Annotated in this window: 21 protein-coding genes; 17 read left to right on the top strand and 4 right to left on the bottom strand. The window is 63.0% G+C overall.

The features are described from left to right. Nucleotides 1-34 precede the first annotated feature (34 nt). The 7 genes from HWX53_RS14025 (at nucleotide 35) to HWX53_RS27665 (ending at nucleotide 2,919) form a co-directional block, all read left to right on the top strand. On the top strand, nucleotides 35-550 hold the full coding sequence (locus HWX53_RS14025) for a sigma-70 family RNA polymerase sigma factor (protein ID WP_175941743.1): 516 nt from the start codon (nucleotides 35-37) through the stop codon (nucleotides 548-550). Continuing rightward, nucleotides 547-1,314: an anti-sigma factor gene (locus tag HWX53_RS14020; protein WP_175941740.1), complete on the top strand. Its 768-nt coding sequence runs from the start codon at nucleotides 547-549 to the stop codon at nucleotides 1,312-1,314. The genes HWX53_RS14025 and HWX53_RS14020 overlap by 4 nt, the downstream gene beginning before the upstream one ends. 420 nt (nucleotides 1,315-1,734) lie before the next feature. After that, a complete protein-coding gene (locus tag HWX53_RS28050) occupies nucleotides 1,735-2,016 on the top strand; it encodes a tlde1 domain-containing protein (protein ID WP_347879161.1) in 282 nt (93 codons plus the stop codon). Continuing rightward, nucleotides 1,980-2,210, top strand: a complete 231-nt coding sequence (locus HWX53_RS28045; RefSeq protein WP_347879158.1) for a tlde1 domain-containing protein — start codon at nucleotides 1,980-1,982, stop codon at nucleotides 2,208-2,210. Before HWX53_RS28050 ends, HWX53_RS28045 begins: the two co-directional genes overlap by 37 nt. Beyond that, a complete protein-coding gene (locus tag HWX53_RS14010; protein WP_175941737.1) occupies nucleotides 2,207-2,515 on the top strand; it encodes a hypothetical protein in 309 nt (102 codons plus the stop codon). The genes HWX53_RS28045 and HWX53_RS14010 overlap by 4 nt, the downstream gene beginning before the upstream one ends. A gap of 62 nt (nucleotides 2,516-2,577) precedes the next feature. Continuing rightward, nucleotides 2,578-2,667, top strand: coding sequence for a type VI secretion system tube protein Hcp (locus HWX53_RS27670; RefSeq protein ID WP_241269930.1), 90 nt, complete (start codon nucleotides 2,578-2,580; stop codon nucleotides 2,665-2,667). Between the two features lie 27 nt (nucleotides 2,668-2,694). Beyond that, nucleotides 2,695-2,919 carry a type VI secretion system tube protein Hcp gene (locus HWX53_RS27665; RefSeq protein ID WP_241269929.1) on the top strand — a complete coding sequence of 75 codons (225 nt, stop codon included), beginning with the start codon at nucleotides 2,695-2,697 and terminating at the stop codon, nucleotides 2,917-2,919. A 286-nt stretch (nucleotides 2,920-3,205) separates the two neighbouring features. On the opposite strand, the gene HWX53_RS14000 is transcribed toward HWX53_RS27665, so the two are convergent. Next, nucleotides 3,206-3,409, bottom strand: a complete 204-nt coding sequence (locus HWX53_RS14000) for a hypothetical protein (RefSeq protein ID WP_175941734.1) — start codon at nucleotides 3,407-3,409, stop codon at nucleotides 3,206-3,208. Between the two features lie 298 nt (nucleotides 3,410-3,707). Then, on the bottom strand, nucleotides 3,708-4,130 hold the full coding sequence (locus HWX53_RS13995) for a hypothetical protein (RefSeq protein WP_175941732.1): 423 nt from the start codon (nucleotides 4,128-4,130) through the stop codon (nucleotides 3,708-3,710). Nucleotides 4,131-4,334: 204 nt separating this feature from the next. Between HWX53_RS13995 and HWX53_RS13990 the strand changes: the two genes are divergently transcribed. The 3 genes from HWX53_RS13990 to HWX53_RS13980 all read left to right on the top strand — a co-directional run bounded on the left by HWX53_RS13990 (nucleotide 4,335) and on the right by HWX53_RS13980 (nucleotide 6,983). Then, nucleotides 4,335-4,874, top strand: a complete 540-nt coding sequence (locus HWX53_RS13990) for a putative glycolipid-binding domain-containing protein (RefSeq protein WP_175941730.1) — start codon at nucleotides 4,335-4,337, stop codon at nucleotides 4,872-4,874. A gap of 65 nt (nucleotides 4,875-4,939) precedes the next feature. Beyond that, nucleotides 4,940-6,019, top strand: a complete 1,080-nt coding sequence (gene selD / locus HWX53_RS13985; protein WP_175941728.1) for a selenide, water dikinase SelD — start codon at nucleotides 4,940-4,942, stop codon at nucleotides 6,017-6,019. A gap of 34 nt (nucleotides 6,020-6,053) precedes the next feature. Next, nucleotides 6,054-6,983, top strand: a complete 930-nt coding sequence (locus HWX53_RS13980; protein ID WP_175941727.1) for a cation diffusion facilitator family transporter — start codon at nucleotides 6,054-6,056, stop codon at nucleotides 6,981-6,983. Between the two features lie 16 nt (nucleotides 6,984-6,999). On the opposite strand, the gene HWX53_RS13975 is transcribed toward HWX53_RS13980, so the two are convergent. After that, nucleotides 7,000-7,224, bottom strand: coding sequence for a hypothetical protein (locus HWX53_RS13975; RefSeq protein WP_175941726.1), 225 nt, complete (start codon nucleotides 7,222-7,224; stop codon nucleotides 7,000-7,002). Nucleotides 7,225-7,469: 245 nt separating this feature from the next. On the opposite strand from HWX53_RS13975, the gene HWX53_RS13970 reads away from it, so the two are divergent. The 7 genes from HWX53_RS13970 (at nucleotide 7,470) to HWX53_RS13940 (ending at nucleotide 18,764) form a co-directional block, all read left to right on the top strand. Continuing rightward, nucleotides 7,470-10,028, top strand: a complete 2,559-nt coding sequence (locus HWX53_RS13970) for a mechanosensitive ion channel domain-containing protein (RefSeq protein WP_175942438.1) — start codon at nucleotides 7,470-7,472, stop codon at nucleotides 10,026-10,028. Nucleotides 10,029-10,161: 133 nt separating this feature from the next. Continuing rightward, the gene (locus tag HWX53_RS13965) at nucleotides 10,162-11,292 is read left to right on the top strand and encodes a purine nucleoside permease (RefSeq protein ID WP_244140110.1); all 1,131 of its coding nucleotides are present in this window, start codon (nucleotides 10,162-10,164) and stop codon (nucleotides 11,290-11,292) included. Nucleotides 11,293-11,803: 511 nt separating this feature from the next. Continuing rightward, entirely contained in the window at nucleotides 11,804-12,121 is a 318-nt protein-coding gene (flhD, locus tag HWX53_RS13960) for a flagellar transcriptional regulator FlhD (RefSeq protein WP_175941724.1), read from the top strand. A gap of 17 nt (nucleotides 12,122-12,138) precedes the next feature. Then, nucleotides 12,139-12,810, top strand: a complete 672-nt coding sequence (gene flhC, locus HWX53_RS13955) for a flagellar transcriptional regulator FlhC (protein ID WP_175941722.1) — start codon at nucleotides 12,139-12,141, stop codon at nucleotides 12,808-12,810. A 203-nt stretch (nucleotides 12,811-13,013) separates the two neighbouring features. Beyond that, a complete protein-coding gene (locus HWX53_RS13950) occupies nucleotides 13,014-15,392 on the top strand; it encodes a DNA polymerase II (RefSeq protein WP_244140109.1) in 2,379 nt (792 codons plus the stop codon). 93 nt (nucleotides 15,393-15,485) lie between these two features. After that, nucleotides 15,486-18,152, top strand: a complete 2,667-nt coding sequence (locus HWX53_RS13945; protein ID WP_175942434.1) for an ATP-binding cassette domain-containing protein — start codon at nucleotides 15,486-15,488, stop codon at nucleotides 18,150-18,152. 9 nt (nucleotides 18,153-18,161) lie between these two features. Continuing rightward, entirely contained in the window at nucleotides 18,162-18,764 is a 603-nt protein-coding gene (locus HWX53_RS13940; RefSeq protein WP_175941720.1) for a ParB/Srx family N-terminal domain-containing protein, read from the top strand. On the opposite strand, the gene HWX53_RS13935 is transcribed toward HWX53_RS13940, so the two are convergent. Next, nucleotides 18,754-19,737 (bottom strand): UDP-glucuronic acid decarboxylase family protein, encoded by a 984-nt coding sequence (locus HWX53_RS13935; protein WP_175941718.1) that lies wholly within the window; start codon nucleotides 19,735-19,737, stop codon nucleotides 18,754-18,756. The two genes, HWX53_RS13940 and HWX53_RS13935, sit on opposite strands and share 11 nt — an antisense overlap. Nucleotides 19,738-19,763: the final 26 nt, after the last annotated feature.

Genomic DNA, 19,763 nt, shown 5'->3' with positions numbered 1-19,763 from the left:
CGGCGCGATATAAAGCACACTCGGAAGCACGCTCGTGAACTTCGAGCACGATCTTCTCGCGCACCTCCCGCAGTTGCGCCGCTATGCGCGCGCACTGACGGGCGATCGCGCGTGGGCCGACGACCTCGTGCAGGATGCCACCGAACGCGCGCTCAACCGCGCGAGCATGTTCCGCGCGGGCACGAATTTGCGCGCGTGGCTGTTCACGATCATGCGCAACATCTATATCGATCAGTTGCGGGGACGCCGCGATATTGCCGTCGACGATGAAACCGCGCCCTGGCGGCAGATGGCCGCGCCGCGCGGCGAAGTCGATGGCCTCGTGCTGCGCGACGTGCAGCGCGCGCTGTACTGTCTGCCGGTCGAGCAGCGCGAAGTGATGCTGCTCGTATGCGTCGAGGAAATGAGTTATCAGGAAGCGTCGCAGGTGCTGAACGTGCCGGCGGGCACGGTCATGTCGCGCCTCTCGCGGGCGCGCGAACATATGCGCGTCTTGCTGGGCGAAGAGAAGGAGCGTCCTGCGCCGTTGAAAGTGGTGAGCCGCTCATGACGAATCAAGACCGCCCGGCCGACGACAACGAGCGCGCGTTGCAGGCGCTCTCCGCCTATATCGACGACGAGTTGCCCGGCGACGAACGCGACGCGACCGCCGTGCGCATCGCTAACGACGCCGCCTGCGAAGCGACGGTGGCCGCTTATCGCGCGCAGGACAACGCGTTGCGCGCGCTGTTCGCGGCGGAACGGGCGGAGCCGCAGATCGTCGTGATGCGGCCGCCCGCGAGGCAACGTTATCTGCTGGCTGCGTGCCTTCTCGTCGTCGGTATCGCGTGCGGATTTCTCATGCACATGCTGCTGCCTTCTTTGGGCGAGCCACGTGCGCGTTTCGCTGAGCGCGCGGATATCGCCTACGCGGTGTATGCGCCCGAGCAGCGGCACGCGGTGGAAGTGGCGGCGTCACAGCAGGATCATCTCGTGAACTGGCTGTCGAAGCGGCTCAACCGGACGCTCACGATTCCATCGCTTGCGGAGTACGGCTTCGAGCTCGTCGGCGGGCGTCTCTTGCCGGGCGAAGAAGGGCCGGCCGCGCAATTCATGTATCAGAACGCATCGGGCGAACGGCTCACGCTGTACATGACCACCGTCGCGCGCAACGACGCGAAGGTCAGGATGCTGCGCGACGGTCCGCGTACGACGTACTACTGGGCATCGGATCGCGTCGGCTATGCGCTCTCCGGGCAAATCGGGCAGGCGAAGCTGCAGGCGATCGCCTATGACACGTGCAAGGAACTGGGCGGGGATCCGAAGAATTGGTGACGCGTGGATTCACGCAATGTCTGGTTGGGCGCAAGCGTCAGGTGAAGTGACAGAAATCCATACATAGCATTCTTCGTTAGCGCTACTCTTACGGCGCCGATGTCTTAATTGATAGGGAATGCTTAATATGATTAAGGGTGTTCATGTGCGTGCTACGCAAGATCCGGGTGACGACTTGCGCGGTGCTCGGTTCGTTGCCATTCGGCTAATTAGCTCCGAGATAACTGCGCTGTCGCAAGAATTTATGAGGTCATCAAGCCGAACCAGCGCGATCATTTGCGGAAACCGTTCGTCTATGCGGTTCGTGGAGAGGCTCCCGCTCTTGCGCGCCGAGAAGAATGAGAATGAGCGCCGCGGCGATGGATATCTCACGGTTCCCCATTCTCGTAGCGCTGAGCGCGAAACAGCAAGGTCTTGAGCATGCCGGTTCGCTGCGTCTTCACATTAAATAATCGCCGCACTTCCACACTCGTGTGTGAGGGGTATGGAACGGTAGAGGCGTTCTCGGGACAAAAAGAAGGCCGGGATAATCCGGCACGGATTGAGACGCCCGACGTCGGGCCGATACCGCCGGGAATCTATTATCTAGTGGACCGGCAATCCGGCGGACTGCTCGGGAGAATGCGCGACATCCTCTCACCGATAGCTTCGGCCGACCGCACGAAATGGTTCCGCTGTGGAATCCGAAAAGCGGCAACGTAACGATGGTGAACGGCGTCGCGCGTCGAAACTTTCGCTTGCATCCAGAAGGCCGACGCGAACTTAGCGAAGGCTGCATTACTTTAGTGAATCCCGCTGAATTCGAACTGTTACAACGATTCATCCGGCGTTCGCCGCCAGTTTTGTCGGTGCCCGGATCCTCGATGAAAGCATACGGCACGGTGACGGTTCGATGATGACTCCGCGTACATCAACCCTTCTTCGGCGCGCGGCCTTAGGTGGCATCTTTGTGATCGGCTCGGTCATGGGGGGCGTGTGGCTCACCCGAGCCATCGTAATCCGTGAGGACGAGATGCCTTATTGGATGGACGTTGCCACGCGCCGTCTATTGGCCGTGTTTGGCGCTAACGATCCTCCCATCGAAGACATTATCGACACCAGTCTTCTAGCAACGTTTCTGGTTTGCTGGATGGTTGCGAGCATCGGCCTGCTTTGTTTGTGGCGTGTTGCGAAGTGGTGGCGCGCGACACAGCGCCGGTGAGCACAGAGGCACGAAACGCGCACGAATGAACCCAGTACGCCGTAGGTAATAGGACATCTCGAATGACTTCAGACATCTTTATCCAGCTCGACGGCATCAAAGGCGAGTCACAAGATGCGGACTTCCCCAACGCCATCGACGTAATTCACTGACAGTTTCTCATCGAACAAGATGCACGCATGCTGTCAGGCTCCGGCGGCGGCGCAAGCAAAGCCTCAGTGTCCGATCTCGTGTTTCAGCACGAGGTAGATTGCGCATCACCGACGCTCGCGGCCTTCTGCTTCCAGGGCAAGCACATCAGCGAAGTCAAACTCTCGATGCGCAAAGCGGGCGGGTTGCCGTTTACGTTCTATCGAATCACGATGTCCGATGTGGTAATCACAAAAAGTCTTGCCTTCGGCTGACGGCGGTTACGCAATCGAAACAGTCGGTCTATCGTTCTCACGCATGAAGCAAGAATATATTCTGCAGAATCGGCATGGTGGCGCGATGGGTGCCGTTACGGGATTGATCGACATGAGGAACAATCAGACCGCGTAGGCTCCAACGCGGTCTCGTGCGCGAAGACGCTCACGCTCGGGCTGCTCGAATGCACCATCCGGTCCAACAGGTCCCAGCACGACCCGCCGAGAAAACAAAAAGCCGCAGCGACCCGATGCGCTGCGGCTTTCTATCGAGCGAAGCCCGGGATCAACCGTGATGCATGTGATGACGTTCCCACTCCGCGCGCTGCCAATAGCGGTGCCCGTCCCAGTAACGATCGCCGTGCCAGCCCACTTTCACGGCATGGTGATGCCCGTGATGAACATCAGCGGATGCGACGTTCACGAGACCTAAGCCGAGCGAAGCGGCAACGGAAGCGATAAGCAGGCTCTTCTTTGTCATGTCGAACATGATTGGCTCCTTCAAGTAAATGGTTCGCAGCGTGTCAGACCGTTCCGGCTTTAGCGGTAATAGTCGTGATGGTGGTGATAGCCGCCTCCATCGGGCACGATGATGCAGCCCGACAGCGTGCTTCCCAACACCACGCTCAGTACCGCAAGAATCGCTAACTTCTTCATGGGTTTCTCCGTGTGAATCCGTGGAAACCAATTTAGCTGTTAGCAAAATGACAAGCCGTGTTCGTTTGTAAGCAAAAGTGTTGCCTGAAATATTTACGAAGCAGGCTTATAAACACGACGCTTGCCGCCGTTCATCGCACGATCTGCGGCTTCATGTTCGGCGTGAGCGAGACGCCGACCACTTGTCCGTCGCGCACGCCGCAGCGGCTATCGACGCGCATCCATTGCGCCTTGCCGCGCGCCTTGGCAAACGCGCGCATCAAGATCACCTTGTCGACGGGAATGGGATTGGCGGGGCTCAGGATCGCCGTGTCGTCGTCGATCTTCGCGGACAGCACGCGGCGGTCCGGCACGATCAGCGTGTCGTACTTCGGCGCGTTCTCGACCCAGCGGTCGAAAGCCGCGACGCATTGCACGACGGTATCGGGCACATGCAGGCGCGTGAGATACGAATAGTCTTCGGTAGGGTCGGGCGTCTCTTGAGCCTGAACCATCTGGAACAGCGACGCCGAAAGCAGAAGCGCGCACAGCGCAGGGGCGATCAAGGGTTTCATGCAGTCACGATGGGCGTTGTCGGCAGGGAACGAGATGGAGCACGGACGCGCATCGCAGGGAGAAGCGCGGCTCGTTTTTGAGATGCCGAAGTATACCGTGCGATGTTTTTCTCCGTCGAGCGCATCGAAGATCGAATGCCGATCGAAAGCCTTCGCGTCGCGTTGTATGCTTGTCGTGAGCCGGCTTATGAATCGAGGCACATCATGAAACAAGCGCGATGGATGCAGCGGGACGGTCGAGGGCTCGAGCACCTCGTGCTCGATCAGCGGTCCGATGGCGTCGTCATCGAAAGTGTCGTCGTGGGGGAGGGCGAGGCCGGGGCGTTCGGCATCACCTACCGTATCGAGTGCGATGCGCGCTGGCAGGTCACGCGGCTTGCCGTGAAGCTAGCCGGCGGCGGGTCGATCGATCTGCATCGCGCGCACGCGTGGACCGACGAGCACGGCGCGCCGCACGAGGCTCTCAACGGCTGCATCGACGTGGACATCATCGCGACGCCGTTCACTAACACGTTGCCCATCCGCCGCCTGCGCTTGCAGCCGGGCGAGCGGCGCGAGATTCGCGTCGCGTACGTGCGTGTTCCCGAGATGACGGTGAGCGCTGTCGCGCAAGCTTATACATGTATCGAGCTGAACAGGCGTTACCGCTTCGAAGGACTCGACACGGGCTTTACCGCCGAGATCGCGGTCGATGACGACGGCCTCGTGACCGACTACCCCGGCCTCTTCGAACGGATCGCGTAAAGACGCGCCGGGCCGCGAGCGGCGATAATGCAGGTCATCGAAGACTTTCTGGCATGACTCAAACGATGACCGATACCGCACTTACCCCTGAATCGACAAACGGCCCGCGTCTCACGAGCCTCTCGCATGGCGGCGGCTGCGGCTGCAAGATCGCGCCGGGCCTGCTCGCCGATCTGCTCAAGCGCAGCGCGCCGATGCCCGCGTTCCCGAATCTGCTCGTCGGCAACGACACCGCCGACGACGCCGCCGTGTACCGGCTCAACGATGAACAAGCCATCGTCGCGACGACGGACTTCTTCATGCCGATCGTCGACGATCCGTTCGACTTCGGCCGCATCGCCGCGACCAACGCGCTCTCCGACGTCTACGCGATGGGTGGCAAGCCGATTCTCGCGCTCGCGCTCGTCGGCATGCCGATCAACGTGCTGCCGCACGACGTCATCGCGCAAGTGCTGAAGGGCGGCGAGGCGGTGTGCGCGGAGGCGGGCATACCGGTCGCGGGCGGCCACTCGATCGACTCCGTCGAGCCGATTTACGGGCTCGCGGCGCTCGGCGTCGTGCATCCGTCGCGCGTGAAGCGCAACGCGGCGGCCCGCGCGGGCGACGTGCTGATTCTCGGCAAGCCGCTCGGCGTCGGCGTGCTCTCGGCGGCGCTCAAGAAGAATCAGCTCGATGCGGCCGGCTACGCCGCGATGATCGCCGCGACCACCAAGCTCAATCGCCCCGGCGCGGAACTCGCGCAACTCGACGGCGTTCACGCGCTCACCGATGTCACGGGCTTCGGTCTGCTCGGGCACACGCTGGAACTCGCGCGCGGCGCGCGGCTGACGGCGCGCATCCGTTATGCCGCGCTGCCGTGGCTGCCGCAGGTGGAGCGATTCGTGCACGCCGGCATCTTCACGGGCGCGTCGGGCCGCAACTGGGCCGCGTATGGCGCGGACGTCACGCTGGGCGAATTGGCGGGCACGTCGATGGAAGCGGCCCGAACCTTGCTCACCGATCCGCAGACATCGGGCGGGCTGCTCGTGTCGTGCGCGCCCGAAGCCGTCGACGACGTGCTGGCGATTTTCCGTGCCGATGGCTTCGCCGAGGCGGCGGTCATCGGCGAAATGACGGACGGCGCGGGGCGCGTCGAGGTGCGCTAACACAACTCTCCTGGACAATCCTCAGCGGGTGCACATGAAGGAAGAATCGCCGAAAGCCATCTTCTACGCGCTCGCCGCGAATCTCGGCATTGCGGTTTGCAAGTTCGCGGCAGCCGCGTTCACGGGTTCCGGCTCGATGTTCGCGGAAGCCATTCATTCCACCGCCGACTGCGGCAATCAACTGCTGCTGCTCTTTGGGCTCAAGCGCGCGCAGGCTCCGGCGAACGCGCTGCATCCGCTCGGCTCGGGACGCGAGATCTACTTCTACGCGCTTCTCGTCGCGCTGTTGCTCTTCTTCGTGGGCGGGGCGTTTTCGGTGTACGAGGGCGCGCATCGGCTGCTGCACCATGAGCCGTTGTCGAATCCGATCGTCGCGCTCGTGATTCTCGGCGTGTCCGTCGCGCTGGAGGCGTTTTCGCTTGCCGGCGCCATGCGCGAGATTCGCAAGACCACGCCGAACAAGACGCTGTGGCGATGGTTCCGCGAGACGCGCGAATCGGAGCTGCTCGTCGTGGCGGGCGAAGACGTGGCCGCGCTCGCGGGTCTCGCCATCGCCTTCACCGCCGTGCTGCTCACGATGATCACCGGCAATCCCGCCTACGATGCCGCCGGCTCCATCGGCGTCGGCCTGCTGCTCATGGTCATCGCGTTTCTCGTCGCCCGCGAGGTGAAGTCGATGATCGTCGGCGAGTCCGCGAGCCCCGAAGTGCGCAAGGCCATCGACGCGCATCTGCGCGCCCGTCCGGAGGTCACGCACATCATCAGCCTTATTACGTTGCAGTGGGGCAAGCATCTCGTCGTCGCGGTGCAGGCAGAGATGATCGACTACCCGAGCGGCCGGGCGATGATCGATGCGATCAACGTCATCGAAGAAGACCTTCAGCGTGCTTTTCCCCAGGTGCGCTGGGTGTTCTTCGAGCCGGATGTGCCGCGCGAAGTGCGCAAGTCTGCCGCCGCTGCTTAAGCACCTGCGCCGCGTATCAGGGTAGATGCGCGGGCGGACGCGCATGGTGCGGACGCGGCGTGACAGGCGTCGCGGGCACTTGGGTGCGGCCGTGGTCCGGAACCTGCGTGACGCCCATCTCGGGCAACGGCGCGGCGTGTCGCCCGTTGGCGGCAAGCGAGCCCGGCGCGGCGCGCGGCGTGTTCGGCATGCCGCCCGGCGACGCAAAAAGCGGAGCGGGTGCGCCAAGTGCTACAGACAACGAAGCCGCCGCGAGCGCGACTTTCGCCTCCCGCGCACCGTCTTTCAACCAGCGAAATCGACCCCGGTACTGCGAACGTTTGAGCATTGTCCTTGTCATTGTGGTTTCAACATCAACGCGATAGCACGCTTCGGTCCGCGGCGTGCAGTGCTTGCGGCGCGCCGCCTGTCGAGCCATCGCGTGATTCCGTGCCGTGCGCGTCGTCCGCATCGAGTCCCCGAAATTTCGTGATCTTCATCCGACCCATGCGCAACTATTTACTTGCCGTCTATTTCATTGTCGTGTCGGGCCTCGTCTCGATGCTCTCGCCAACCGCCCTGGCCGCCGCGCCCGCGCAGCATGCGTCGCAGCCCGCGGTCGCGCTGACGCCGCAACAGGCGCGCGATGCGCTCTCCGTCCTAAACGATCCGCAGCGGCGCGCGCAAGTCGCCGACACGCTGCGCGCGGTGGCCGCGGCCGGCACGCTCGCCGCGCCGGCGAGCGCGGCGCAGCCTGCTTCGGCTGCGGGCGCCGCGCCGGCATCCGGGGCGTCGGGCGTGCTGGCGAATTCGCTGAAGGCCAACGGCCTCGCATCGCAGATTTCGCGTCAGGCGGGCAACTGGCTCGTGCATTTCTGCACGGGGCTGCGGCACTCGGTGGCGGCGCTGCTCAACGTGCGCTCGGTGGTGCACTGGTGGCACGACCGGCTCGCGAGCGAGCAGGCGCGGGATCTGATGGCCCACGTCGCATGGTCGGTGCTGCTCTCGCTCCTGCCCGCGCTCGTGATCGAATATCTGGCGGGGCGCCTTCTGAGGAAGTCGCGCGAGAAAGTCGCCGCGCGCGGAGTCGCGGACGCCGAAGTGACCGAGCCGGAACTGGTGCAGGAGCAACGCGCCGCCGAACATGCCGAGGATGCGGCGCACCGCTCCGGCGACGAAGTGCAGCAGCATGTCGCGGAGCGAAAGGCGGACGCAGCACGTGGCAAGCGCCATGCGGCGCGGCACTGGACCTTGCTGCGGCGGCTGCCGAACGCGCTGCTGTATCTCGTGCTGAAGCTGATCCCGCTCGGCGTGTTCATGGGCGCGGCGACCGTGCTGATGTCGGTTTTCATCGACGACAACACGACCGAGGCGCACGTCGCGGGCGCGTTGATCGACGTGTATCTGGTCTGCCGCCTCGTGATGATCGTGTTCGGCTTCTTCGTCGCGCCGCGCGCGCGCGGCTTGCGGCTCCTGCAAATGCGCGATCAGTACGCGATGTACATGTACCGCTGGCTGCTGCGCATCGTGATCGTGGCGGGCGCCGGTATCGCGCTCGCGAACGGCTGCGAGCCGCTCGGCCTGACCGATGCCGCGCATATCGCGATTCTAAAAATCGTCACGCTCGTCGTGCATCTGATGGTCGCGTGGGTGATCTTCGAATCCCGCAGGCTCGTCGGCGAGAGCATTCGCCAGCGCATGACGGCGTATCGGTCGATCGCGCTCGTCGGCAGCTGGGTCGCCGATGTCTGGGCGGGCGTCGCGATCTTCTTCGTGATCGCGCTGTGGTTCGTGTGGGCGCTCGACGTGCAGAACGGCTACAGCACGCTCTTCCACCTCGGCGGCGTGTCGCTGCTGGTGCTGGTCGGCGCGCGCGTGGCCGCGATCGTCGCGTTCGGCGCGCTCGGGCGCATTTTCCGCGACAACGAAGACGAAGACTTCGCGAGCAAGTCCATCGCGCATCGCCATGCGTACCGCTATTACCCGATGCTGCGCCGGATCGTGCAGACGGTCATCGGCGTGGCGACCGTCATTGCGCTGCTCGAAGTGTGGGGCGTGCATGTCGTGCGCTTCTTCACCTCGGGCGGCGTGGGCAACCGGCTCGCGTCGGCGATTCTGACCATCGCGGTCGCCGCCGTGTTCGCGGTGCTCGTATGGGAGACGGCCAACGTGCTGGTCGAGCGTCGTCTCGAACAGTGGAACGCCACGGGCGACCGCGTGCGTGCCGCGCGCCTGCGCACGCTCTTGCCGATGATGCGCACGGCGCTCCTCGTCGTCATCGGCATGGTGGTCGTGCTGACGGGGCTCTCGGAGATCGGCGTGAACACCGCGCCGCTGCTCGCGAGCGCCAGCATCTTCGGCGTGGCGCTGGGCTTCGGCTCGCAGAAGCTCGTGCAGGACTTCATCACCGGCATCTTCCTGTTGATGGAGAACGCGATGCAGGTCGGCGACTGGGTCACGGTCGCGGGCGTGTCGGGCACGGTGGAGTATCTGTCGATCCGCACGGTGCGCCTGCGCGGCGGCGACGGCTCGCTCTACACCGTGCCGTTCAGTTCCGTGACGACGGTGAACAACACGAACCGGGGCATCGGCAACGCGGCGGTGCGCGTGTCGATTGCGCTCGGCCAGGACGTCGATCTCGCCATTGCGACGCTGAAGGAGATCGGCAGCGCGCTGCGCCAGGACGAGGCGTTTAGCGACGGTATTCTCTCCGACTTCAGCTTCTGGGGCGTGGATGCGGTCGATGGTTCGACCGTCACGCTCGCCGGCCAGATTCAGTGTCGCGACAGCGCGCGCTGGCCGGTGCAGCGCGAGTTCAACCGGCGCATTCTCAACGAGTTCACGGCGCGCGGCATCGAGATCGCGAATCCGCAGCGCAACTTCGTGATCGTCGGCGGCAACGGGCACGAGACCGCGCAGGAGCTTCAGCAAGATAGCGAACGGACAGGCGCGGAACAGCGCGCGGAGCCGTCGAAGGCGTCGCAGCATCCGACGAGCGAAGCGGCCGCCGGCAGCAATGTCGCCGCGAACGCGCCGCCGCCGCGCGGCGCGCAGAGCGGTACATGAGCATCGGAGCCCGCGCGGTCGAATAGCTTATTGGCTCTCCTATAATCGTCCGGGCCGGTCGCGCCGGCACATGATTGCCACGGCGCGCCGGCTTTTCTTCGAAGTTCGAACCTTCAAGAGGACGATGCTCGCCATGAAAATCGCCGCACGGTTTCAATCGACTCGTTTCAAGCGCGCGCCCGCGAAAATGCGCACGGCGCTCGCCGCCGCCGGCCTCGCGACGCTGTGCGCATTCACCGGTTGCGCCTTCGCGCAACAACCCGACGACATGAGCGGCGAACGCCACGGAGACGGCGAACGCCACGGAGACGGCGGCCGGCACGTCAAGGTGATGATCGTCACCATGTTCGGGCCCGAAGGCCAGGTCTGGCTCGACAACCTCGGACCGTGGCAGGCGGTGCATGTGCCGGGACTTTCGCCGGACTATCCGGACGTGCACTGCAACCGCGACGACGTGTGCGTCATCACCACCGGCATGGGCCACGCGAACGCCACGGCGTCGATCATGGCGTTGACGTTCTCCGACCGCTTCGATCTGCGGCACACGTACTTTCTGATCGCGGGCATCGCGGGAATCGATCCGGCGCGGGGCACGCTCGGCTCGGCGGCGTGGGCGAAGTATCTGGTCGATTTCGGCATTCAGTGGGAAATCGACGCCCGCGAAAAGCCCGCGGACTGGCCGACCGGCTTCCTCGGCATCAACACGAAGAGCCCGCACGACAAACCGCCGCTCGACTATCGCACGGAAGTGTTCGCGCTGAACGCGTCGCTCGCGGACGCGGCCTACGCGCTTTCGCGCAACGTGACGCTCTCCGACAGCGATCAGGCGAAGGTGGCACGCGCCAAGTTCAACTACGCGCCGGCGAACCAGCCGCCACGCGTGATCCAGTGCGACACGCTCGCGGGCGATACCTGGTGGTCGGGCAAGTACATCGGCGAGCGGGCGCGTTACTGGACGCGCCTCCTGACTGACGGGAAGGGCGTCTACTGCACGACGCAGCAGGAGGACAACGCGACCTTCGAGGCGCTCAAGCGCGCCGCGAGCGTCAGGCGAGTGGATTTGTCGCGCGTGGCGGACCTGCGCGCCGGCTCGGACTTCGACCGGCCGTACGAAGGCCAGACGGCCAGCGACAACCTACTGAACTATTCGGCGCAGGGCGGTTTTACACCCGCCATCCAGAATTTGTATCTGACCGGCAATCCTTTCGTCCAGGAAATCGTCTCCCACTGGGGCGCGTGGCGCAAAGGCGTGCCTCAGCGATAAGCACCGGGCAAACCCTCGTTTTGTCCGATGTCACAGCGTAGTAACAACACATCAGAAGCTATTACATCCATAGCCGCGAATCGGTAATTTCCGGTATCGCGGCTTTTTTACCGCCTTTTGGCCGAAAAGCGCGTCTCAAAAATATCTTTCAAGCTGTCAACCGAATGCCCGAACGCCCCGTTGTTCCGGGCGTCAGGCAATTACTCATATAAAAACCCAGCCTCGCAAAATTCGAACGAACAGACGAAAACCTCACGTCGAAACGCAGTCAAATTTGCCGGTTTCTCGACGAAGCAAACGTTACCGATCGAAAGTGTTGTTTGCAACAAAATATTATTGAGATGGTCTTGCGTTCGATTAAGGCCGTACTTAGAATCCGTTTCACAGTGTTGTTACAAGTTGTAACGGCCTGTATCAAAGTACGTAGCCGGGCGAAGCGAGCCTGGTGAGGCACAAAAAAGATATCGGCAAAAGCCGGCGAGAAATCGGGGATTTACTGGAAGCAGCAACCATGAACGGTCGCGAGACGCTGGAATCGATCCGGGAAATCAACTTGTCTTACATCATGCTCGCACAGCGTCTGCTGCGCGAAGACCGGGCCATCGGCATGTTTCGGCTCGGGCTGTCGGCCGAACTGGCTGACCTCCTGTCTGGGCTCACGCTCGCGCAGGTCGTCAAGCTCGCGCAATCCGACAATTTGCTGTGCGCTTTCCGCTTCAACGATCACTCGATGCTGTCCGCATTGACGCAGCCCGCGAAGAACGCGGACATCGCGCCGACGCACGCAGCCATCCTGCTGGCTGGCCAGCCGGCCGAACAGTTCGCTTAAGAGAGACGGAGCGAGCCATGCTGAAGAAGAGCCTCACCGAAGACGCCCAGGAAGTGTTCCGCGCCATCGCGCTGATCGAACTCGGCGCGCGCATGCAAGTGCTGGAGAGCGAACTCACGCTTTCGCGGGATCGCATGATTCGTCTTTATCGCGAAGTGAAGGGCGTGTCGCCGCCCAAAGGCATGCTGCCGTTTTCGGCGGACTGGTATATGACGTGGCTCGCGAATATCCACGCATCGCTGTTCTACAACACCTATACGTTCCTCAAGAACGAAGCCGGTTGTTCGCATCTCGATGCGTTGACCAAGGGGTATCGGCTGTATCTCGAGCACTGCAATCATAGCGGCGCCGAGGCGGTACTCGACCTTACGCGGGCCTGGACTCTTGTGCGCTTCTTCGACGCGGGCATGCTGCAGATGACAGCGTGCTGCCGCTGCACCGGGAAGTTTGTCGCACACAAACATGATTTGCAGAACAACGTGGTGTGCGGGGCCTGCCAGCCGCCGTCACGCGCGGGGAAGACCAAGAAAGCGGCGGCCGCTCGACAGGCCGTTCAAGAAGCCGCTCTGGAGGTTGTGTCTAGCAAGAGCGAAGTGCCGCCAGCACCGGAGTTTCCGGCGCATGTCGCACTCGAAAACGTGGCGGCCTTGCAGCCGCCGCGCGCAAGCCTGGTCGCACAGGCTGCTTAGGCGGTAGCGGCGCCGGCGCATCCTTCGAGGACCATCCAGCGTGGATGTTCTGGATGGTGGATGACCGGCATGCCGCTACCGCGTTTTACTTTCTGCACCAGCTTTCTCGCTTCGTTCACGCCGGCGCGCTTGCCATGCGCGCCGCTGCATTTTCCGCCCCCAAGTAAAATGCTTCGATGGCACGCGCTTTCGAAGGACACGCCTTGGCTCAGGCACCGAATCACTCCCAGCAGGGCTTTTTGCTGACGCGTCATTGGCGCGATACGGCCGCGGGCACGGAGGTCGAGTTCTGGCTCGCCACCGATGACGGTCCACGCAAGGTCCGCATCGCGCCGCAAACGCCGGTTGCGTTCATCCGCGCGGAAGATCGCGACAAGGCCGAGCCGCTCGTGCGTGCCGTGCGCGATGCGCAATTGCGCGAACTGCCGCTCACGGACTTTCGACACAAGCCGGTGCTCGGGCTTTACTGCGCGCAGTATCGTCAATTGCTCGCGCTCGAAAAGACGCTGAAGAATGCGGGCGTGACCGTCTACGAAGCGGATATCCGTCCGACCGAGCGCTATCTGATGGAGCGGTTCATCACCGCGCCCGTTTCCTTCGAAGGCGAAGCGCGCGACGGCGTGGTTCACAGTGAGCTGAAGCCTGCGCCGGCGTATCGTCCGGCGCTCAAGCTCGTCTCGCTCGATATCGAAACGAGCGCTACGGCCGAGCTCTATTCCATCGCGCTCGAAGGCTGCGGCGTGCGGCAGGTCTATATGCTCGGGCCACCCACGGGCGACGCGCATCCGCCGCTCGACTTCGACCTCGAATATTGCGCCAGCCGCGCGGAGATGCTTCAGCGTTTCAACGCGTGGATCGCCGAGCACGATCCCGATGCGATCATCGGCTGGAACGTCGTGCAGTTCGATCTGCGCGTGCTGCAAAAGCATGCCGACGCTCATGACGTGCCGCTGGCCATTGGCCGCGATGGCAGCGTGATCGAATGGCGCGAGCACGGCATGAAGCGCAATCACTTCTTTGCGTCCGTCGCGGGACGGCTCGTGGTGGACGGCATCGAGGCGTTGCGCTCGGCGACGTGGAACTTTCCTTCGTTCAGCCTCGAATACGTCGCGCAATCGCTACTGGGCGAAGGCAAGGCGATCGACAGTCCGTACGCGCGCATGGACGAGATCGCGCGGCGCTTTCGCGAAGACAAGCCTGCGCTCGCACGCTACAACCTGACCGACTGCGAGCTCGTCACGAAGATCTTCGAGAAGACCGAGCTTCTGCCGTTCCTGCTCGAACGCGCGACGGTGACGGGACTGGCCGCCGACCGCAGCGGCGGCTCGGTCGCGGCGTTCACGCATTTGTACATGCCGCGCATGCATCGCTTAGGGTACGTTGCGCCCAATCTCGGCGACGTGCCGGAAGAAGCGAGTCCCGGCGGTTTCGTGATGGATTCGCGGCCCGGTCTCTACGATTCAGTGCTCGTGCTCGACTATAAAAGCCTGTACCCGTCGATCATTCGCACCTTCCTGATCGATCCGGTCGGTCTCGCGCAAGGCATGAGCGAAGCGCAAGAAGAGACGCGCACCGTGCCCGGATTTCGCGGCGCGCGCTTTTCGCGCGACAAGCATTGTCTGCCGGCCATCGTCGAACAAGTATGGGAAGGGCGCGAGGCCGCGAAGCGTCAGCGCAACAAGCCGCTTTCGCAGGCACTCAAGATCATCATGAACTCGTTCTATGGCGTGCTCGGTTCGAGCGGCTGCCGTTTTTTCGATCCGCGGCTCGCCTCGTCCATCACCATGCGCGGCCATGAAATCATGCATCGCACGCGCGAGCTGATCGAAGCACGCGGCTACAGCGTCATTTACGGCGATACGGATTCGACCTTCGTGTGGCTGCGCCGCGCCCGCAGCGAGGACGACGCCGCGCGCATCGGCCGCGCGCTCGTCGACCATGTCAACGATTACTGGCGCGAGCATCTGCGCGAAACATTCGGCCTCGAAAGCGCACTGGAACTGCAATTCGAAACGCACTTCAAGCGGTTCTTGATGCCGACGGTTCGCGGCACCGACGAAGGCAGCAAGAAGCGTTATGCGGGACTCACGCAACGCGCGGACGGCAGCGAAGAAATCATCTATAAAGGGCTAGAGACGGTGCGCACGGACTGGACGCCGCTCGCACAGCGTTTCCAGCAAGAGCTTTATCTGCGCATCTTCAAGGACGAGCCTTATGAAGACTATGTGCGCGATTACGTCGAGCGCACGCGGCGCGGCGAGCTGAACGACCTGTTGATCTATCGGAAGCGCCTGCGCCGCAGCCTCGACGACTATGAGCGCAACGTGCCGCCGCATGTTCGCGCCGCGCGCACCGCCGACGAATTCAACGCGCAGCAGGGACGCCCGCTGCAATATCAGAACGGTGGATGGATCAGCTACGTGATGACGGTCGGCGGCCCCGAGCCGGTCGAAGCGCGTCATGCGCCTATCGACTACGAGCATTACGTGAGCAAGCAGCTACAGCCCGTGGCCGACGGCATTCTGCCGTTCTTGCGCAACGACTTCGCCACGCTGATGTCGGGACAGCAAGCGCTTTTCTAGGCATCAAAAGACGAACGGGCGTGCGCGGGCGCGGCACTTGCTGCCGCTTTACGCGTTGCTTGCATCGACAACGAGAATGGAAGCATGCAGATGATGACTGCGTCCACGGAAATCAGCCGCTCGCAAGTTCGTAACCGCATCGTGAAGGACCTTTGGCAGGCGATCTGGACGTTTCGCTTGCAGACGCTCGGTGCCGTTGCGTTGATGATTGCGTCGCGCCTTGCGGTGGTGTCCGTTCCCCTGATGCTGAAACACGTCATCGACGAGTTCAGCAAGCCCACCGCGAACGCCGTATTTCCGGTCTTCGTGATCCTGACGTACGTGCTGATGCGCTATCTCGGCGACGTGCTCAACGAAGCGCGTGACGTGCTGTTCAGCGTCGTCACGCAACGCACGGTCGCGTCTTTTTCAGCGCGCACGTTCTCTCATTTGCACAACATGGGCGCGCGTTTCCATGCGCAGCGCGAAACGGGCGGCGTGGTGCGCGACGTGCAAAAAGGCGCGGACGGTATCGGTTTTTTGCTCGGCGTCGCGATTTTCACCATCGTGCCGACGTTGATCGAAATCGGCACGGTCGTCGCCATCATGGTGAGCCAGTATGCGAAGACGTTCATGGTTGCGATCGGCGCGACCTTCGTCTGCTACGCGATCTATACGCTGATCTTCACGCGCTACCGCATGCGTTTTCAACGCGCGGTGAACCGGCTCGAAGCGCAATCGGACAGCCGCCTCGTCGACAGTCTGCTGAACTACGAGACCGTCAAGCTCTTTGCGAGCGAAGACGTCGAACGCCAGCGTCTTTCCACCGTGCTCGACAAGTGGGTCGACGCGCGCACCGCGAACCAGCGCGCATTGACGATCCTGCATGTGGGGCAAAGCACCGTGATCGCCATCGGCATCGCGGCCGTGATGCTGCTCGCCGCGCAGAGCGTGGTGGCGGGCACGATGAGCGTGGGCGACCTCGTGCTCGTGAATGCGTATATCGTGCAAGTGTGCGCGCCGCTCAACACGCTCGGCTTCGTCTTTCGCGAGACGAACGATGCCATCGTCAATGTCGAACGCATGTTCGAGATTCTGCTTGCGCGGGGCCGTCGCGGTGAAGACGTGGACGAGGCAGATGCCAAGCCGCTCGTCGTGACGGCCGGCGAGATCGAATTCGAGCACGTGGACTTCGGCTACGATCCGGCGCGACAGATACTGCGCGATATCGACTTTCGCGCGCATCCCGGCAAGAAACTCGCGGTGGTCGGCGGCAGCGGCTCGGGCAAGTCCACACTCATGAAGCTGCTTTTCAGGCTTTATTCACCGACGGCGGGTGTCATCACCATCGACGGTCAGGACATCCGGCAGGTCACGCAAAAGAGCCTGCGCGAAGCAATCGGCATCGTGCCGCAGGATACCGTGCTCTTCAACGATACGATCGCCTATAACATCGCCTATGGCCGGCCGTCCGCCACGCGTGCCGATATCGTCCGCGCGGCGCGTGCCGCGCAACTGGACAGCTTCATCGAACGATTGCCCGATCATTACGACACGCGCGTCGGCGAACGCGGCGTGCGGCTCTCGGGCGGCGAGCGGCAACGCATCGCCATCGCGCGCGCCATTCTCAAAGATCCGCGCATCATCGTGTTCGATGAAGCCACCTCGGCGCTCGATACGCGTTCCGAGCGCGCCATTCAGAGCGAACTCGACCGCCTCGCGCAAGGCCGCACGTCCATCGTCATCGCGCACCGGCTCTCGACTGTCGTGAATGCCGACTGGATTCTCGTGATGGAGCACGGCCGCATTGTCGAGCAAGGTCAGCATGCGGAATTGATCGAGCGCGGTGGCGTGTATGCGCGCATGTGGGCGCTGCAATCGCAACAAGGCGAGCTTGCGCAAGTGCAGCGCAAGGTATCGGCGCAACCGGTCGGCCTCGGCGCGCTGATCGCGGGCGTGGTCGATGGTCTGCACGAGGAGATCGTCGAACATGGCGTGCAGCTTTACACCATGATGCCCGATGCCGATCTCCGCGTGACCGGCGACCCCGGCGTGCTGCAGTTCGTGATAGCGGATCTGTGTCGCACCGAGATACGCGCGGCGGAGCGTGGCGAGCGCGTCGAACTGCGTGTGGAACGCGAAGCGAATCAGGTACGTGTTTGCGTGCTGGGCCGTCGCGCGCAGCCCGCGCCGCTTTCGCAGGAGCAGGCTCGCCGGCTCGAACAGGCGCTGGCGGAAACGGGCGGCACGTTCACGGTCGGCTATGTCGACGGCCACCTCGCCTACGTCGCGATGATGCCGCTGCGTCCCGTGGTCGATACCGACAGTCTCGCGGGCCTCGCGGAGCCGAACGCAAACGTTACCGGCACTCTGGAGGGCCTGTGCGTCATGGTGCTGGACGATCAGGAAGCCGCTCGCGAGGCGCTCGGCGCGGTGCTGGAGATGTCCGGGGCGGGCGTGAGACTGGCCGCGTCGGGCAAGGAAGCGCTCGAATGGCTCGCGCAAGCGCCGACGCAGGAATGGCCCGATGCGTTCTTGTGCGACATCGTGCTCGGCGAAGAGGACGGCTATCAGGTGTTGCGCCGCGTGCGCGAACTGGAAGCAAGCCGCCGTGTGTCGCTCGGGGAACGCATGCCGGCCATTGCGTTGACAGGACACACGCAGACGGAAGACCGGCTGCGCGCGCAGATGGCAGGCTTTCAGTTGCACTTGACGAAGCCCGTTCCCGCCGAGCGGCTGATCGCGGCGATCAGGCAGGTCGCCGCGCGCACCGAAGCATGAGGATACGATATGGACACCGAAGCATCGGCGCGCATCGTTGAACTAAAGCCGACGCAAGGCGCGCTCGGTATGGAGCATGTGCGAGAGAAAATGCGTCTTACGAGCAGCACGCCCGAGCACGAACGCGCGGCATTCCTGCGCGAACACGCATTGCGTGTGGTACGCGGGCCGGGCGGCACGCTGCATGTGATCGATCATCATCACTGGGCGCGCGCCTGGTATGAACTGGGCATCGACGTCGTGCCGGTCATGATCGCGTGCGACTACAGCGACCGCGATCAAGCTTCGTTCATCGCCGCGCTGCGCGAGCGGCGCTGGCTTCATCCCTTCGATGCGCAAGGCCGCGAAACGCCGGTCGAAGCACTGCCGCCGTCCATCGCCGCGATGCCCGACGATCCGTATCTGAGCCTTGCTGCCTTCGTGCGAATGGCCGGTGTCTATTCCGATTCGCCCGAGGTCAACGCCAAGTTCGCGTGGGCCGGTTACTTTCGCAAGCACGTGCATGGTGACTTCTCGTCGATTGCAGGTTTCGCCAAGGCGCTCGCGCAGGCAGTCGCGGCTTCTCGTCAAGACGAAGCGCGCGCGCTGCCGGGCTACAACGTCAAAGCGTAGCCAGTGCCGAACGAGTCTGCTGCGCCTCGATGATCTGCCGGAAATACGCGGCGGTGCGGCGTAAGCCTTCGTCGAGCACGGTCACCGGTTCCCAGCCGAGAAGCTGGCGCGCCTGCGTGATATCCGGCTGACGATGCCACGGATCGTCCATCGGCAGCGGGCGGAACACGATCTCCGACTTCGAGCCCGTCAACGCGACGATGCGCTGCGCGATCTCCAGCATCGACAGTTCATGCGGATTGCCGAGATTGACCGGGCCCGTCACGTCGTCGGGCGTGTTCATCAAACGGATGAAGGCGTCCACCATGTCGTCCACATAGCAGAACGAACGCGTCTGCGTGCCTTCGCCGTAGACGGTGATCGGCTCGCCGGCGAGCGCCTGCATCATGAAGTTGGACACCACGCGGCCATCGCTCGGATGCATACGCGGCCCGTACGTATTGAAGATCCGCGCGATCTTGATGTTGAGACCATGCTGCCGGCGATAGTCCATGAAAAGCGTCTCGGCGCAACGCTTGCCCTCGTCATAGCACGAGCGCGGGCCGATCGGATTCACATTGCCCCAGTACGCTTCCTGTTGCGGATGAACGCGCGCATCGCCATACACTTCGCTCGTCGATGCCTGAAAGATCTTGGCCTTCACGCGCTTGGCGAGCCCGAGCATGTTGATCGCGCCGTGCACGCTCGTCTTCGTGGTCTGCACCGGATCATGCTGATAATGAACCGGCGACGCAGGACATGCGAGGTTGTAGATCTCGTCCACTTCCACGTACAGCGGAAAGGTCACGTCATGACGCATCAGTTCGAAGTTGGGACTGTCGAGCAGATGCGCGATGTTGTCCTTCGTGCCCGTATAGAAGTTATCGACGCACAGCACGTCGTGCCCTTGCGCCAGCAGGCGTTCGCAAAGATGCGAGCCGAGAAAGCCCGCGCCGCCCGTCACCAGAATGCGCTTGCGATATGCTTCCTTCATGTCGGTTCCTTTTTGTGGTGATTGGT

The sequence above is a fragment of the Caballeronia sp. BCC1704 genome (assembly GCF_902833455.1).
In the GTDB taxonomy this organism is placed as follows: Bacteria; Pseudomonadota; Gammaproteobacteria; order Burkholderiales; family Burkholderiaceae; genus Caballeronia.
This window is presented reverse-complemented; position numbering and strand designations above follow the sequence as displayed.